The following is a 16,707-nucleotide window of genomic DNA, read 5'->3' as shown; positions in this document are numbered from 1 at the left end:
GATACTGTTACGTATACTGAAAGAGAGGAGAGTAGAAAGCGAAACTCTCCGCTCTCTACTCTCTACTCTCGGCTCACAATTTTGAGTGTCAGATATTCGGCGGCTATCTTACTGCCTTGTATAAGTATTAGAACCATCAGTAAAGGTTTGTCCGTTTGAACTCATGGTGATTGTGCAATTCAACCAACTCGTGCCTGCAGCGACATTAGGTGTATAATATTGAACACCCAACACCTGCCCTGACCATGTTAAAGTACCCGTACTTGTTAGGTTTCTAAAGTATTGGCTGCCAACTTTAACATAGCCTTTGCTTACAGCATCTTGCCATAAGGCTGAACTAACACCAATACTTGTAAGAGTACCGCTACTGCCACTAATGGTAGTAACTAGACCGCCACCCATCGCTGTCCAAACGCCGTTAAGGGATAGATTAATAACTGGTGGGTCGTCTTCTTCTTTGCAAGAAACCATTGAAAATCCAATTACCGCCACAGTGACTATCAGGCAAAGCCTGATAACTTGGAATTTTGCCGTCGCAAAACTCCCCACATTTGATTTCATGTTTTTCATGGAAAACTCCTTAAATCTTATTGAAACGGGCAATTTAACAAGAAACTGCAAGTTAATCTTTCCGTTCTATACTAAAAATATAGAACCAAATGATTTCTGTCAATAGGTAAATCATATAGTTCTATATAAATTATATAGAACTTTTAGACTTTTACAGAAATATAAATCATATAGTTCAATAGAATTTATAAGGATTGAAAAGGATAATTGGCATGGACGGACAGGAAATAAAATCCATATTGGGAAAAAATATAAAGCTGGTCAGAAACGAAAGGCGGTATTCTCAAGAGATTTTAGCCGAAAAAGCCGATATTTCTATTACTTTTTTAAGTAACATTGAAAGGGGGCTAAAATATCCAAAACCTGCTGTATTAGCGCAAATAGCGGAAAGTTTGGGAGTAGAAGCCTACGAACTTTTTAAAACAAATTCCAATCCTAATATTGCGCCCATTGTTATGCGTAATGACAGTAAAAAAATGTTAGACCGCCTTTCTAAAGTAATGACCCGAAAAGTTAATATTGCGGTTAATAATGCTATGGAAAGGGTTTTCAGGGATTTTATGAAATAAATTTCTGTAATATTGCGAGCGTTAGCCCATATATCTAATTTCTACTGCGCCGTTGGCGTTTTTTATGGCTGAATCTAAAACTATCCTTGAAACATGTCTATTTTTTTGTTATTATGTAAAAGTGAGAGCGTTCAGATATACAAGATTCAACCGTTTTGCTAACAAGGAAGGCATTACAGATAATGAATTATTGGAGATTGTCGAACAACTTGAGGCAGACCAAGCGGATGCAAATCTGGGTGGTGCCCAATTATGCACGGCAAAGCCGTGTTGATGAATAATTCTACATGGCATGGCGCACAATAAACTTTAACATAACGAATAATGCGCGAAGGCTTTAGCCTGAGCAGTGCGCCCGGGTATATAAAGTACGAGTAGCCAGACAGGGCGAAGGGAAAGTGGGCGGACACTGTATTATTGTGTACTTTAGGAACGAGTACCGTACTTTTTTCGTCTATAGTTTTTCCAAGAATGACAGAAGCAACATAAGCGATAAAGAATTGAAAGCGTTCAAAGATGACGCAAAAGAAGATTTTGAATTGACTGACACTGAAATAAGAGCATGGTTAAACCGTGGAACTTTGATTGAAATTACAGAGGAGGATTTTCATCGCGTTGCGATGAATTCGATTAACATAACCGCTCACGCGGTTTAAAAAGAAGAAATAGTATGAAGTACAAAAGCGACATTCTTGAAACAATTCACGAGAGTGCAACTGAAAAATTCCATATTGGCGCTTTTTCCGAAGCCAGAATGCGTGAATATGACGAATTGTGCCTTACCTCAGAAACCTCAAAGAACAATAATGCACATGAAACTGTAAACATAGAACACGCCGATCTTGTAACCGCATAGCCGAAAAAGGTAAATAAGGATGCAAAAATGTTGTTACAACTCATTGTAGGCATTTCTCTAGTATTGATAAGTATTTGTCTTTTTATGCTTGGTAGGCAAATCAGAAAGCATCACTAATTCAACAGAAAATTGAATGTGCTTATTAACGATACAAGATGTATGCCGAATAAAATCTTTGAGTGGTTTTGGGGGAAAAGGCAAAGAAGTATTGCGTCTGTTTATGCAACAACTTCTTTATTGTGCTTTTCCCATTGCCTTTCACGCCAGAGACAGACGCAACCTAAAACAATTAGAGGAACTGTACAAACTGCCATAAATACAACTAACCACATAAATTACCCCCTGTTCTTTTTTCGTGAAGAAAATATCAATCCGGCGACTGCTAATATTACAAAAACAACACAGCCTGCTACTATTAAAATATACTGCGGCAATTCGCCTTTTAGAATGCCGCCTAAAATGAAACTGGCAAACGTCAATTTTGACAAATCCAGTAATAGCTTGCCAAGATTTTCCCTAAATTCGGAATTTGGTTCTACTGTTTTTTTTGCCATACCTTTATTTTAGCATAATGCAGGGAAAGTGGCAAGCCTCAAGTTTAAAATGCCTATTACCGTCTGACCACTAAAACATATAAACAGGGCCTTTTCTATGATACTTTTTTCATGTGTTTTAGTGGTCAGAATGTATTCCCAATTATCATGCGTTTTATTCAATAACGAGTACAAAGTCTCCCGTACCTACCCCGTTAGCAAAACTTACGGTAACGGTTCCATAAGCGGCATGTGTGGCGCCTTCTGGTCCAACCCCAACATGAAACTCCACATTTTGATCATTACCGTCGTAATTTTCCATAAAGCGAGTGTCTTTATTTTCTTTAAATACTTTTAAGGTTGCTTTGCCATCTATAACCGTTGAGTCTGTACTTTCACTCAAATTAACTGGTTCGCCGTTTAGGTATGCGAGAGAAATTTGTTCACAGGCTACAAGATATGTATGAAATGTTTCCAATGAAGTATGGGCCCATATCAACTGTCCGTCATAGGCGCTTAGTCCGTTAATAATCAAACGGCCATCTGTAGCAACTTCTCTGAGTTCATCATATTCTTTGGGATCGCCGCCCTCTGTGGCAATATCACAAGCTACTGTGAGTCCTATTACCGTCATTAAGGCGATAATCACGAAAAGTTTTGCAAAATTTTTCATTGAAACCTCCATAATTGTCCCTGTTTTACGAGTAATTTTAAACTGTAATGGTTATATTAATTAATATAACAAAAATATTAAAGAAAAACAAGTTAATTATTTAAGCCACTTGACAATGATTAAACATTAAAAACTGAAGTTTTAGATATTTAATTAAATCTCCGCCTCATAATCAACGCCTTCAACATCAAACCCGTGGACTTCCAGAAAATCGTGCTTAAATCCGTTTATGTCAGTTTCCGTAAAAACGTTTTCGGGCGTTACAGCCTCCATTTTTTGCGTAACGGCTTTTTGCACGTCTTCGCGCATTTCCCAATCGTCAATACGGATGCGGTTTTCATTGTCTACGGGGACTGAACTTGCGTCGTTTATGGCGTTAGGTGAATAAAGAAAATCGCGGAAAAGACGGGTAATTTGTTCTATACAGCCTTCGTGGAGACCCATGTCTTTCATAACTTTGAAAAGGCATGAAACATAAAACGGGATAATCGGTATTACGGCACTTGCGCGGGTAACAACGGCTTTGTTTACTGAAACCCATGCGCCGTCAATTTTTTTCTGCTCTTTAAACTTTTTATTTATTTCGCGGCAGGCGCGTTCAAGGTCTTCTTTCGCCTTGCCTATGGTTCCGTTTTTGTAAATGGCCCACGACAATTCAGGGCCAATGTAAGTGTAAGCGACAGTGCGGGTCTTAGGCGAAAGAAGCCCTTCATGATCCAAAGCGTCCATCCACAACTCCCAGTCTTCGCCGCCCATAACTTTCAGGGTGTTGGAAATTTCTTCCTCGTTTGCAGGCTCCGCTTCAGCCGTACTGAATGTCCCATTCAGCATGTTAAGACTATTTCCTGAAAAAGCTTTGCCAATCGGTTTAATTACCGATTTGTACATAACGCCCGTCTTGGGATCTTTTCTTACCGGAGAAGCGAGCGAATAAACAAATAAATCGATCTTTGCCGGTATGCCGGCCTTTGAAGCGGCTTCTCTGACTGCCTCGGCTGTTTTTATTTTTACTTCATCAGAATAAGCGTCGCCGTTTAAAGAGATAGAAACAAGCCCCGCCTTTGCCGCTTCCTTATCAAAAGCCTGATTATTGTAAAAGCCGGACGTGCCTGTCCGTTTTTCCGACGGCTCATTCTCAAGGGAGACACCGATTGTGACGGCTTTGTATCCAAAACCGGCGCATATACGGCTGGCGAGACCGTAACCGTTAGAGCAGCCGACAACCAAAACAAGTTTTGGCGCGCCTTCCGCGGGGGATAAATGTTTTTTTGCGTATTCAATTTGTTTTAATACTCCTGCCGCGCACCCCGCCGGATGGGCGTTCAGGCAGATATTGCTTCTAATCATCGGTTTTATTTGCATTTACTTACTCCAATTTTTCGCCATGACAGACGACGCTTATAAAATCGCAATTTTGCAGGGCTTTAGCCTAAAAAATTGCAAGATTTGTTCGGACACCAACCGGGTTCCTGAACAAGTCCGCTATTTCTTTCCAACTAGGCACATCCATTCAGCTTCCGCGGCAAGCTCATCGCCGACATAAGCCTTACCCTGCTGTTTGACCATGTTAGGTGAAACTCGAAGGTTCACTACTTCGCTGCGGACTTCATCGCCGGGACGAACCTGGCGGCGGAATTTTACCTTATCAACGCTTGCAAAGAAAAATAAAGCGTCATCTCCAATCGCGCCTATTTTTCTCAAGCCCGCGCCGCCAGATTGCGCCATTGTTTCAACAAGGATCACTCCCGGCACAACCGGGTAATCGGGGAAATGGCCTTTAAAAAAATACTCGCTCTCGGTAAATTTATGCTTTGCGATAATTTTCTCGTTTGACGCTTCGACAATTTCGTCAACAAAGAGAAAAGGTTCGCGGTGCGGCAGCAGTTTTTCAATCTCGTTCATTTTTGTCTCCTTAATTATTAACCGTTGTATTTTTTAAATACTACCACGCCATTGTGTCCGCCAAAACCAAGCGAACCGGAAGCGGCGGCGTTTATTTCGCCGTACTGCGCCTTATTTGGCACATAGTCCAAATCACACTCAGGAGCGGGATTGTCAAGATTTATTGTGGGCGGATAAAAACCGTCGCGCATCGCGAGAATGCAGGTGATAGCTTCGATTCCTCCGGCTGCGGCGATACAGTGGCCGTGCATACTCTTGGTACTGGAAACTTTCATTTTATAGGCGTGATCGCCAAAGGCCATTTTTATCATTTTGGTTTCCGTTGGATCGTTAATTTCAGTTGACGTGCCGTGGGCGTTGTAATACTGAATATCTTCGGGCTTTAGTTCCGCGTCGGCAAGAGCCATTTTTATCGCATTTGCGCCGCCGTTTCCTTCCGGGTCAGGTGATGTTATGTGATACGCGTCTGCTGTCGCCCCGTATCCCGCCAACTCGGCAATAATTTTCGCGCCTCGCGTTTTCGCGTGTTCTTCGCTCTCCAGAATCAATATGCCAGATCCCTCTCCCATTACAAAGCCGTCGCGATCCGCGTCAAAGGGACGGGACGCTTTTTCAGGCTCGTTGCACCTCTTTGTAGAAAGCGCCTTGAGCATTTGAAAGCCGCCGACAGCAAACGGAATGATAGTCGCTTCTGTTCCGCCTGAAATGATCACATCACAGCGTCCGGCGCGAATTAAATCAAGCGCCTGCCCCAAAGCGTCTGTTCCTGAAGCGCAGGCAGTAACCTGAGTGAAGGCGGGACCCTTTGTGCCGAACAACATGGAGATATTTCCGGCGGCTTCGTTAGGAATCATCATTGGGACGGTTAGAGGCAACATTCGCTTGGGACCGTCATTAAATAATTTTTTCATTGATTCTGAAACTATTTCAAATCCGCCGATACCATTGCCAATTACAATTCCTGTTCTTTCAGCATTGCTTTTTACGGGGTGTTTGCCCTCAGCGTTGACATCGCCCATTAATCCCGCATGAATCAAAGCCTGCGCCGTAGCGGATACCGCAAACTGCGTAAAGCGGCACATTTTTCGCGCTTCTTTTTTATCCATCCACTGTGTCGGATCAAAATCTTTTACTTCACCGGCTATCGTTACGTCAAACCCGGTGGTATCAAAAAGAGAAATTTTCCCAATGCCGCTTTTTCCGGCTTTCAACGCAGCGCAAAAATCTTCAATGTTATTACCAATGGGCGAAATAATTCCCATTCCTGTTACTACAACTTTTTTCTTCACTTCATACTCCTAAAAAAACATTCCGCCGTCTACGGGCAGAACCTGCCCTGTAATATATGATGAAATATCGGAAGCTAAGAAAAACACCGCGTTTGCGACATCTTCCGGCTTTCCAGGACGTTTCAAGGGAATCGCTTCTAACATTTTTTTTCTGGCTTCTTCAGGTAATACCGCAGTCATATCTGTCTCGATAAAACCGGGCGCTATCGCGTTTACCCGCACCCCGCGGCTTGCCACTTCGTTAGCTAAACTTTTTGTTATGCCGATTAATCCCGCTTTGCTTGCGGAATAATTTGCCTGCCCGCCATTGCCGTGTATGCCGATAACGCTCGACATATTAATAATTGAACCCGCGCGTTTGCGGATCATGTCTCTTGCCACAGTGCGGGAGACAAAAAACGCCGCAGACAGATTTATATCAATTACCTTTTGCCATTCTTCAAGAGACATTCTAAATGAAAGATTGTCTTTTGTAATTCCGGCGTTGTTTACAAGTATGTCAAAACCGCCCGATTGTTTTATCACATTATCAATAACGCCGTCTATTTCGCCTAACTTGCTTAAATCGGCGCTGACCCAGTGGAGTTTTCCGGCGGCTTTTTCAACACGCGCGTTTAAATCATCAGGCTCTCTTATATCAAGCCCCCAAACTTCCGCGCCGGAAGCAAGAAAAATATCTGCGATAGTTTTTCCTATTCCGCGCCCCGCCCCTGTTATTAATGCTTTTTTTCCGTTAAGTTCCAAAATAGTCCTCCTAAATAAATATTAACATATTTTATCAATAATCTTTATAATTTCGATATATCTTCCGCAGTTCCAGCGGCAAATACGGGAATTCCGCCGCCATCGACTGGCGATGAATCTTTCCAGAGACCTTGCAACACCTTGCCTGGACCAACTTCAAGGCAGGCTTCGTATCCGGCGGCGGCAATAGCCGCTTCTTCTTCCACCCAGCGGACAGGGTTTGTTATCTGAAGTAAAGCGAGTTTTTTCGCTTCATCGCCTGAATTAATTTTCTTTCCCGTAACATTGGAAAAAACAGCCGTTATGGGATCGCTGAATGTTATGGCTTCCAACGCCGGGCGGAAAGCTTCCGCAGCGTCAGCCATAAGCGGCGAATGGAAAGGACCGGCTACTTGCAAACGTAAAACGCGCCTTGCGCCCGCGGTTTTAAAACGGGTTTCCGCTTCAGCTAACGCGGCGGCTGTTCCGCTCACCGCCAACTGTTTTGGCGAATTGATATTGGCGGCATACAAATCCTTTAGCCCTTCATTGCTCCATTTTGCAATTAATTCTTCAACCTGAGAGGGAGCAAGACCGACTACAGCCGCCATACCCGGTGCCGCCGCCGCGTCTCCGCCGCTTAATTCGCGAAGACGGTCGCAAGTTTTTTGCATTGCTTCACCCCTTGCCTTGATAAGTCGGAAACAGTCAGCCGCGCTGATAACGCCCGCGCACACAAGCGCGGAATATTCGCCAAGACTGAAACCGGCGCAGGCGGCGGGGCTAAAACCCTTGCTTTTAAGAAATTCCGCAGCCGCCAGATTAGCGACGGTAATCGCCGGCTGTGAAACGTCTGTGCGTTTTAAAGTGTCGGCGTCGGACTGAAGAAGTTCTTTTACGTCTTTTCCAAAAACTTCGGATGCCGTATTAAAAAGTGATTTTACAGCGTCGGATTCAAGCAAATCCATCGCCATACCTGAGTACTGCGCTCCTTGTCCGGGGAACAAATACACAACATTATTTTTGTTCATACTATCCTCTACCAAACTATTATATTTCCGCCGTAGGTAAGGCCGCCGCCAAACCCAACTGTTAGGATTAAATCCCCTTTCTTTAACTTGCCGCTCCTGTTCATTTCGTCTAATGCGATTGGAATTGACGCTGATGAAGTGTTGGCGTATTCTTCAATATTTAAATAAATTTTTTCAGCAGGAATATGCAGTCGTCTTCTGGCGGCTTGAATAATTCGCGCGTTAGCCTGATGAGGGACAATCCATGTGATATCATCAATGCCGATATTCCCCGTCTTCATAAGGGCGTCTATTGTTTCGGCTATCGCCCCAACCGCGAAGTTATACACTTCCTGCCCGTTCATCTCGACGCAGATCGGCAAATCAATAGTTTCCCCTTTTTTAAAAGGATTTCGCGTGCCGCCTCTTCGCATAACAAGGCTTTCACTGCCCGAACCGTCCGCGCGTAAAATTGAATGTAAAACTCCCCGGTTGGAAGACTGTGGGTCTGCGGCGGTTTTTTCTATCACGACAGCCCCCGCGCCGTCGCCAAATAAAACACAGGTTTTCCTCTCACTCCAATCAAGCATTTTACTTAAAATTTCAGAGCCGATTAAAAGAGCGCGTTTGCGTTCAGAGCTGACACTTAAAAGCCCTGCGGCAATCTCAAGCCCGTAAACAAAGCCGGTACAGCCTGCGGTAATGTCCATTGCGGCGGCCTTTTTAGCGCCAATCTTATTTTGCACAATACAGGCTGTAGATGGAGTTCCAAAATAATCAGCCGAAGCTGTAGCCAAAATAATCACATCAATAGACGCGGCTGCCTCCGCCGCAACTCTGTCCCTTTCCGCGGGATCATCGCCGGTATAACCCGCCGACATGGCTAGGGCGTTTATCGCCGCTTCCGCCGCCAAATCGCTGCACGCTACGGATTCATCCGCGATATGGCGATTGCCAATCCCAGTATGTGACCTGATCCATTCATCAGTTGTATCGACCCGAGTTGTTAATTCTTCGTTGCTGACCTTTTGGGGCGGCACAGCTTTCCCCGTTCCTATGATTTCAATAGCCATAATTTATTATGATAATTTTTGACAATTTATCATACTCCTAATGTTTACAAATTTCTCGATTTTGTCAAGATGTAATTTTGACACGGGTATTTTTTTTAGGTTGCAAGTTTATAATATAATACTATGGATTTAAAAAATGAACTAACGCGGCCTGTTTTTTTACATATTGACGCTTATTGGCATGGGTTTGTAGAATATATTGATTGGAGGTAGTCAATGTCACTCTTTATTATTTTAGCGTTAATTTTTTTATTTATCTTCTTTATTTTTATCGTATTTTATCTGACGATACGATTCAAGCGTGTAATGTTATGTGTTTGTTTATTATTCGTTGTCATAGCTTTTTCGCTCTATACGGCCGGTTATTTATCGTCCGGCTCAGGATTTGCTGACGCGTTATTTGCCGCATTGCGCGGATTATTCAGCACAGCGCGAATGTTTTCAATTAACGATGACTATGAAGTTTTAAATAATGTTCAGGGAACGCAATGGCTGACGGAAAACGTATGGATAAAAATCCTTTTATGGTGCTGCTACATCTCGGCTTTGATAATCGTTCAAACCGCATTGATTGCTTTGTTCGGCCGTAAGTTAATTGATAATTTCCGTTTGAATTTTGGGTCTCATAAAGAGTTATACATTATTAAAGGGAGCGATAAGAACGCCCTGTTGTTAGCTGAAAATATCGTTACCCATGATATGGAAAAAAAACACCCCGATAAAAAGCGGCTTATTATTTTTTTACTGGAAGAAGATGACGATGAGAAAAAAATCTATGAAAAAGCGTCGCGTTTTGGCGGCATTGTGCGAGTACTGGACAGAGATCATGATTTTTCATATTTCTTAAAAAAAGCCAAGTTGAAAAGAAGAAACTGGTTAAATAATTTTATAAAAGAAAAAAAATATAATATAGTACTGATGTCTAAAGACGCATCCATACTGGACGACGTGCAGCTTATTGCGGAATATGCAAAAGAAAATACTTTAAACCCGGAAAAACTGGATGTTTTTGTTTTTACTTTATCGGAATGGGACCGCGAAAAAATAGAAGAAATTACACAGGCAAAAGACGGCAATCAACGCAAATACCCCTGCACATTTCATATTGTCAACGAAATTGATTTATTGACCCGTCAAATGATTGAAAAACATCCGCCCTTTGAATGTCCGGGGCTTAATTTATCAGGCGGCAAGGCGGCGCGCAACTTTACCGTAATGATACTTGGCTTTGGGCCGGTGGGACAGTCTGCGCTTTTACGGCTAGTGATGAACGGGCAGTTTATGGGAAGCCGTATGCGGGCGATAATCATAGACAAGGATATAGATAATTTGCGCGATTGTTTTCTGCATAGGTATCCCGGGTTAAAACTTTGCTGCGATATGGAGTTTGAAAATATTAATGTTCAATGTAAAGAATTTTTTACACTGTTAGATTTTATATTGCAAGATAAAAGAAATAACGTGGATTATATAGTTGCAGCTTTACACGGCGATGAAATAAATAAACAAACGGCATTGGATATAAAACATCACTATGAACGCAAAGGCATTAAAGCGCTGCCGTTTATTGCTGTTACTGAAATGAATGGGAACTTGTGTGAAACAAAGCAAGTTATTACTGTTTCCCAAAAAGATAAAAGCTTGCATGAAACAAAGCAAGATGAAAAAATATTTGTCTTTGGCAGCCGTTATGAGGTATACAAAGAATCGGTAGTAATCCGTGAGCAAGCCGATATTATGGCAGAAGCGGTAAATGATGTTTACGGAGGGCAGCCGTGGCATGAACTTGAATGGTTTTTACAGGAAAGCAACCGGGCAGCCGCCGATTTTATTCCCGCCATGCTCAAACTGGCAGGATGCAATGAAAAAGACGCGATAGAAAAAAAGACTCTTACCAATGATAATTCCCTTGCGGAGATTCTTGCACAGACAGAGCATCTTCGTTGGAATGCCTTTCATGCGGCGATGGGGTATCGGCCAATTGACATAGAAGAAATGAACCGGCGCTTTAATGAGTATAACGGTAATGGAAACAGCCTTGATTTTGCCCGCAGAGACTCAAAAGCCCGTTTGCAAGTATGCCTTGTCCACTGGGATGAATTGGATAAAATCAGCGAGGCATACAGGAAATTGGCAAATCATACGGAAAACTTAAAAGAGCAAAAACGGGATTTTAAAATGAATGATCGGCATATAATTGAAAATATACCTAAGTTTTTAGAAGCGGCAGGTAAAAAATAAGTACGAAAAAACGTAAAAAATATTTGCAACATTTGATAATAAGGAGGCTTTTATGTACAAACCTACTCCGATTGATACGGCAAAAATATCACTAAGCGGCGATATTTTGGCGCTAGGTGAAGTTTTAGCCAAAAACACGCATGAAGTATGGGCAGCCGGACGGATTGCCGACGGTTGGACGCACGGCGATGTGCGTGATGATTTAAAAAAGAAACATCCGTGCATTATCCCATATGAAGAACTTTCTGAATCGGAAAAAAACTATGACCGCGCAACCGCAACGGAAGCGCTCAAAGCGATAATAAGCCTTGGATTTTCTATCCAGAAATCAAAGCAATAAATAAATAATTCGCGATTCCGTCTAACATCCTCTTGACTTTTTTTCAATAAAATGAATAATATATTTAATGGGTACAGGAGAATAATGCCATATTGCGATAAAAAAGCTATATCTTTTTTACTTACCACACAGTGTAATTTACGCTGTACTTATTGTTTTGGCGCAAGAAATTGCGAAAAGGGCGTTTTAGACTATAACTTTGCCCATCGCGTTATGGAGGACTATATGGGCGGTGCTGGCGGGATAAAACATATCCGCTTTTTCTCCGATGGCGAGCCAACGATTGAAATTGAACTTTTAAAAAAAATTTATTGTGACGCGATACGTTTAGAGCCTGAAATGCAAGCCGAGATTCAGACAAACGGCATATTTTCACAGGAAACGGCGAATTGGCTTGGTAAGAATATGGATTATATTCACCTATCAGTGGATTTGCTGCCCGAAGACCACGATAAATATCGTATAACGCCAAACGGCAAGCCATCATCGCCTATTATCCTGAAAAACCTTCAATATTTAAAAGATATGCCGGACAGAAAAGCAAAAATCGTTATTCGCGCGACAATTACCATACACAATATAAATAGGCAAAAAGAGGGCATTGATTACTATTATGACAACTATGGTATTGATACCTTCTGGGTAGACCCGATTTTTCCTCCTGTTTTTGATGTGGCTGAAAAAACTTATGAACCGATAGACATGATGCAGTTTGCCTCGACTTTTATTGACGCGCATAATCACGCATGGGAGCGTGATATATTTTATGAAAGCAATTTAACTACAAACTTTGACGGCAAGACCGATAAGGCATGCCGCGCGTGTCTGCCAATGCCGCACCTGACAATGGACGGGTATCTTTCCGCATGTGAGATGGCGACATACGGAAAAGATGCCGGAAAGATGGACGCTATGATTTACGCGAAATACGACGCGGAAAATGACAAGATTGTTTACGATGAAAACAAATTAAAAATCTTGCAAAGCCGGACGTTGCATAATATGCCGTCCGATTGCCGTGAATGTGCGGCGGGAGAGTACTGTGCGGGATTCTGCTTAGGTGAAACTCTCAACGAAAACGGCAGCCTTTTCAGAGTAAAAACCCGCGTATGCAGGGCTCTTAGATATATATATGGAGAAATAGGGTATTTATACCCGCAAAAATATCCGAAAGGGTTTCCGATCAAACATCCGTAGAAAATGAGTAAATAAACCAAAAAAGGAGATAAAAATGGACGATAGAAATAAAACTAAAAACGCTTTTGAAGTTGAAAACAAGTCGCGGTCTAAATCTTTTAAAATTAAGATAAAAACGAAGAACGGAGAAATAGAAACAAGAGAACATCCGCTTCCCGAGAAAAATGTATTTGATCAATATAAGGATTTGGAAATAATAGCTGGTGAGATTGTTCAAGAGCTTTTAAGCGAAGACATTTACAAAGAAGACGTTCATTTATCCGAGAAAGGTTATAAAGAAATTATAGAAGAAGGTCTGACCTTTTTTATGTCATCACAATATAAAACAAAGCATTCTGGATTACTTTCAATTTGTCCTGCAGTTTTAACCGCTATGAGCATTTGGAAAAAATTACCTCCTAAATCGCATTACAGAGATAAGCTATTTGAGACTATCAAAGCGGGAATAACCGCGATTCTAAAAATTATTTATAGAAACAAGGAACCGTCTTTAAACGATAATGAACCTGTATTCGACGCGTCACCATACGAAACAGGAGCTTTTACAAAGGGACTTGATGGCAAGTCATATATCGATTCAATATCGTGGGCTATCCCTGTTTTTTTACGAATATTAAATTTGTCAGAGAAAAAAGATGATAAAGAAGTGCCGGTTTTTACTGATAAAAATTTACGCAAACAAGCTGAATTCTTAGCAATGTGGTGTTTAAAATACGTTAATGAATGTATGGTGAGCTATATCGACGAAGACGAAAAAGACGACAACGGTAAACCTAAAAAGTACTTGGGTTGGAGCTTTACAAAACTTGATAATAATGAAGACGCTGAACGTTCCCTGTATTTCACTTATGCGGTATCTACAATTTATCTTTCATTTTTTGCCGAATATCAGAAAATTATTATTTCATTAAGAACAATTGAAAGGGAAATGAAAAGGGAAAAGGAACTAAAAGAGAAAAAAAACAAGGAAGGTTACATTGATGGTGATGATGACTTAAGATTAAAATTAGGTGAATTAGGTGAAAAATACTGGGATAATAAAAATGGATTGGAAGATAAGAAAAGAGATATAGAAAAATATATTAATGATAAAGAACGAGATTTAAAAAACAATGAGAAAAAAGAACAGGAAACTGCGGAGGCATTAGAGGACTCTCAGTTAGAAGATTCTAAAGAAGAAATTACTAAAAAAAATATTTCTAAAGAAGGGGAAAAATTAAGAGATGATATTTCAAGATTGGAAGGTATTAAAGACGCGCTTAATACGCTTACCAATCCTGATTATACTGAAAGAATCGAAACATTTGCGAATTTTAATGAAGGCAGCAGAATTCTGGATGAAGAAAAAGGTCAATTGTCTATACTAAAAAAACATTTGGAAGATGTTTCTGAAGAGATTTGGGGAAACATTGAAGACAAGCTTGAAGAAACATTTTTTTATGAGGATATTAGGGCAACAACCGCGACAAAAGAAGCTATAGAAAATGGCGGGCAAACCAATGCGTTATTTACCGGATTATTGCAAATTGGCGTTATCTTGAACTGTGGGTATGATTTGAAAATACGTAATGAAAAATATGAAAAAAAAGAAGAGGGCGAGAAAGAATATCAAAAAATGCAGGATGCGATGCTTTTGCATGTTCAAAAAACACAGCGGTTTTTTGATAACCTAGAGGACAATGATAAAGCGTTTGGCGCGGATTCACTTATTTTAAGATTTACGGAAAAAATCAGCGAAGAAAATAATAAAGAAATGGGGCCTGACCGTACTCTTGCGGAAAGATTACGCAAGCACTACATAAGGGTTTGCTCGCTTACGCCGCTATTATTAAAAACAAACCACCTATTGTCAAAATATGTAGTTCAATACCCTCAAAAACAAATGGGCGAATCATTGGATCGCATTGATCAAAAGCGATTTGTTGATAAGTCTAAAGGCAAGAAGAAGTATCGTTGGTTTTGGGAGACAGACGCATATCACGCAATATCAAATTACTATTATGTAGGCGCAATATCTGATTTTTACGAATATTATAATGATTACGAAAGATATTATGTTGAAAAATATGAAAAAATAATCGAAGCTTTAAAAGATGATTTAAACTTTACTGAAGCCGTTCAACTGCATCGTCAGGAAATTGAAAATAAAATAAAGGATAAAGAAAAAGAATTTGATAAAAAGTTAAAAATTAAAGAAGAAGAAATAAACGCGCTCCGTGAAGAAAAAGAAAAGAGCGATATAGGAAAGGAAATTGTCGCCAATATTAATCAAGTGATTAGCAATTCGACCTGTTTTGAAGATCAAGAGTTTTTAAAGAAAATTGTTGTTGGCATAAGGAAACAGCTTGCAAAAGAGCTTGTGGCGCGATACGAGATTTCTGGTGAAAAGCAAGAAGATTTAGAAAAACTGACAAAACCGTTAGAGCCAAAAGACGACACGCTTTTTTCATTGCTTCAAGCGCTTGCTACCGATATTATTCTGCCTTCGGCGATAGATGCAAATAAAGAAGATGAATCGGAAATATTAAAGGGATTACAAGAAACTACGCCTGCAAAATATGCCTTTAATAGGGGCGGACAGTTAATTAATGGCGGTTTAATAGGGAAGATATTTGCAAAAATGTTTAAAGATTTTAATTGGAAAAGCGAGAAAAACAAATAAAGGAGAAATAGAAAATGTTAAGAGTATCATTTTATTCGTACAAAGGCGGCGCGGGACGTTCTACAACATCGTGGAATACTATTCAACGATTAGTTGCTCTAATGGAACCAACTGCAAAAGAACCGTTTGTTATTGTGGATACGGACACGGAATCCGCAGGATCGACTTTCTTATATGAGGCAGAGGATGTTTTTATAGATAGCGCTAATAATCCGTACCAATCAGTTCAAAGACGAATGACGGATAAAACTGAATATATATTTAGAAACGATTCCGACAAGGAAAAATTCTTTAAAGGGATGCTGCCTGTTGGTAAAAAATATTTTGGTTTACCGGAGGCGAAGGATAATGCGGTACTATTAATCGGCGCAAATATAAATAAAACTGAATTTGATTCGACGGGTACAACAGCAGGGGCTCAAGATCAAATAAGTAATTTTCGTAAAAATATCGTAACGGCATGTAAAGCATGCGGAGCAAAAGCGTTATTTTTTGATACGCCATCGGGAACTCAATTTTTAGCTAGAAAATCCATAGAACTATCAGAGATTATTGTTTGTTGTATGCGTCCAACTACTCAATTTAGAAAAGGGACAAAAAGACAACTGATAGATTTCATTAAGCTGGACATTGACGCTGAATACGATAAAAAGTACATTTTAACGCCGACAGTTGTTTGTTTGGATCCAGACCAGGAATTTAAAATTGGCGGAGAAAATGAACCGAGAAAATATCCTAAGCATGCAAAAACAGAAATTGAAAGAGAATTCGAGACAATGAAGAAAGATGAAAAAGAAAATGTAAAACAGGCATTTATTAACAATGTCCTGAAAGAAATGTTAAGCCCTACCCCTGCGTCCATAAAAGAAAAAACCGGGTATGACGTGGAGGATGATAATGAACTGGTTTTCGGAATTCCAGAAATTAAACGCTTTAAGTGGTTTGAAATGTATTTAGCTGAGATACCGGAAGATGAACTTACCAATAACGACAAAATAGCGATAAATCGTTATGAACATTTAGCGCAAACAATCTACAACAATCGCATGAAATAATTTGTACTAAAGAG

17 protein-coding genes and 1 pseudogene are annotated in these 16,707 nt (G+C 40.6%); 9 read left to right on the top strand and 9 right to left on the bottom strand.

Annotated elements, in window-relative coordinates; all coding sequences use genetic code 11:
- Positions 1 to 108 precede the first annotated feature (108 nt).
- The gene (locus ACYVRA_RS17780) at positions 109 to 570 is read right to left on the bottom strand and encodes a hypothetical protein (protein ID WP_461254079.1); all 462 of its coding nucleotides are present in this window, start codon (positions 568 to 570) and stop codon (positions 109 to 111) included.
- Between the two features lie 194 nt (positions 571 to 764).
- Between ACYVRA_RS17780 and ACYVRA_RS17775 the strand changes: the two genes are divergently transcribed.
- The 4 genes and pseudogenes from ACYVRA_RS17775 (at position 765) to ACYVRA_RS17760 (ending at position 1,995) form a co-directional block, all read left to right on the top strand.
- Positions 765 to 1,139, top strand: a complete 375-nt coding sequence (locus tag ACYVRA_RS17775; RefSeq protein ID WP_461254078.1) for a helix-turn-helix domain-containing protein — start codon at positions 765 to 767, stop codon at positions 1,137 to 1,139.
- A 64-nt stretch (positions 1,140 to 1,203) separates the two neighbouring features.
- Entirely contained in the window at positions 1,204 to 1,413 is a 210-nt protein-coding gene (locus ACYVRA_RS17770) for a type II toxin-antitoxin system RelE/ParE family toxin (RefSeq protein ID WP_461254077.1), read from the top strand.
- 97 nt (positions 1,414 to 1,510) lie between these two features.
- Positions 1,511 to 1,795: pseudogene (locus ACYVRA_RS17765) on the top strand (type II toxin-antitoxin system RelE/ParE family toxin); the annotation flags it as partial.
- 14 nt (positions 1,796 to 1,809) lie between these two features.
- Positions 1,810 to 1,995: a hypothetical protein gene (locus ACYVRA_RS17760; protein WP_461254076.1), complete on the top strand. Its 186-nt coding sequence runs from the start codon at positions 1,810 to 1,812 to the stop codon at positions 1,993 to 1,995.
- A 335-nt stretch (positions 1,996 to 2,330) separates the two neighbouring features.
- Here ACYVRA_RS17760 and ACYVRA_RS17755 read toward each other — a convergent pair whose 3' ends face one another.
- The 8 genes from ACYVRA_RS17755 to ACYVRA_RS17720 form a co-directional block, all read right to left on the bottom strand.
- Positions 2,331 to 2,549: a DUF6722 family protein gene (locus ACYVRA_RS17755; RefSeq protein WP_461254075.1), complete on the bottom strand. Its 219-nt coding sequence runs from the start codon at positions 2,547 to 2,549 to the stop codon at positions 2,331 to 2,333.
- A 154-nt stretch (positions 2,550 to 2,703) separates the two neighbouring features.
- The gene (locus ACYVRA_RS17750; RefSeq protein ID WP_461254074.1) at positions 2,704 to 3,201 is read right to left on the bottom strand and encodes a hypothetical protein; all 498 of its coding nucleotides are present in this window, start codon (positions 3,199 to 3,201) and stop codon (positions 2,704 to 2,706) included.
- 153 nt (positions 3,202 to 3,354) lie between these two features.
- Positions 3,355 to 4,563, bottom strand: a complete 1,209-nt coding sequence (gene fabV, locus ACYVRA_RS17745; RefSeq protein WP_461254073.1) for an enoyl-ACP reductase FabV — start codon at positions 4,561 to 4,563, stop codon at positions 3,355 to 3,357.
- Positions 4,564 to 4,683: 120 nt separating this feature from the next.
- Positions 4,684 to 5,103 carry a 3-hydroxyacyl-ACP dehydratase FabZ gene (fabZ, locus tag ACYVRA_RS17740; protein WP_461254072.1) on the bottom strand — a complete coding sequence of 140 codons (420 nt, stop codon included), beginning with the start codon at positions 5,101 to 5,103 and terminating at the stop codon, positions 4,684 to 4,686.
- Positions 5,104 to 5,120: 17 nt separating this feature from the next.
- A complete protein-coding gene (gene fabF / locus ACYVRA_RS17735) occupies positions 5,121 to 6,365 on the bottom strand; it encodes a beta-ketoacyl-ACP synthase II (RefSeq protein ID WP_461254101.1) in 1,245 nt (414 codons plus the stop codon).
- A 36-nt stretch (positions 6,366 to 6,401) separates the two neighbouring features.
- Positions 6,402 to 7,136 (bottom strand): 3-oxoacyl-[acyl-carrier-protein] reductase, encoded by a 735-nt coding sequence (fabG, locus tag ACYVRA_RS17730; RefSeq protein WP_461254071.1) that lies wholly within the window; start codon positions 7,134 to 7,136, stop codon positions 6,402 to 6,404.
- A gap of 44 nt (positions 7,137 to 7,180) precedes the next feature.
- Positions 7,181 to 8,146, bottom strand: a complete 966-nt coding sequence (locus ACYVRA_RS17725; protein WP_461254070.1) for an ACP S-malonyltransferase — start codon at positions 8,144 to 8,146, stop codon at positions 7,181 to 7,183.
- An 8-nt stretch (positions 8,147 to 8,154) separates the two neighbouring features.
- Positions 8,155 to 9,198, bottom strand: coding sequence for a beta-ketoacyl-ACP synthase III (locus ACYVRA_RS17720; RefSeq protein ID WP_461254069.1), 1,044 nt, complete (start codon positions 9,196 to 9,198; stop codon positions 8,155 to 8,157).
- 216 nt (positions 9,199 to 9,414) lie between these two features.
- Here ACYVRA_RS17720 and ACYVRA_RS17715 point away from each other — a divergent pair, with 216 nt between their 5' ends.
- Genes ACYVRA_RS17715 through ACYVRA_RS17695 form a run of 5 tightly spaced genes read left to right on the top strand, consistent with a single transcriptional unit; the run spans position 9,415 to position 16,693 of the window.
- Positions 9,415 to 11,439 (top strand): hypothetical protein, encoded by a 2,025-nt coding sequence (locus tag ACYVRA_RS17715; RefSeq protein WP_461254068.1) that lies wholly within the window; start codon positions 9,415 to 9,417, stop codon positions 11,437 to 11,439.
- A gap of 52 nt (positions 11,440 to 11,491) precedes the next feature.
- The gene (locus ACYVRA_RS17710) at positions 11,492 to 11,779 is read left to right on the top strand and encodes a RyR domain-containing protein (RefSeq protein ID WP_461254067.1); all 288 of its coding nucleotides are present in this window, start codon (positions 11,492 to 11,494) and stop codon (positions 11,777 to 11,779) included.
- Between the two features lie 51 nt (positions 11,780 to 11,830).
- A complete protein-coding gene (locus ACYVRA_RS17705) occupies positions 11,831 to 12,976 on the top strand; it encodes a radical SAM protein (RefSeq protein ID WP_461254066.1) in 1,146 nt (381 codons plus the stop codon).
- Between the two features lie 34 nt (positions 12,977 to 13,010).
- Positions 13,011 to 15,638, top strand: a complete 2,628-nt coding sequence (locus ACYVRA_RS17700) for a hypothetical protein (protein WP_461254065.1) — start codon at positions 13,011 to 13,013, stop codon at positions 15,636 to 15,638.
- Between the two features lie 14 nt (positions 15,639 to 15,652).
- On the top strand, positions 15,653 to 16,693 hold the full coding sequence (locus tag ACYVRA_RS17695; protein ID WP_461254064.1) for a hypothetical protein: 1,041 nt from the start codon (positions 15,653 to 15,655) through the stop codon (positions 16,691 to 16,693).
- Positions 16,694 to 16,707 lie beyond the last annotated feature (14 nt).

It is taken from the genome of Treponema sp. R8-4-B8 (assembly GCF_054786175.1).
This window is presented reverse-complemented; position numbering and strand designations above follow the sequence as displayed.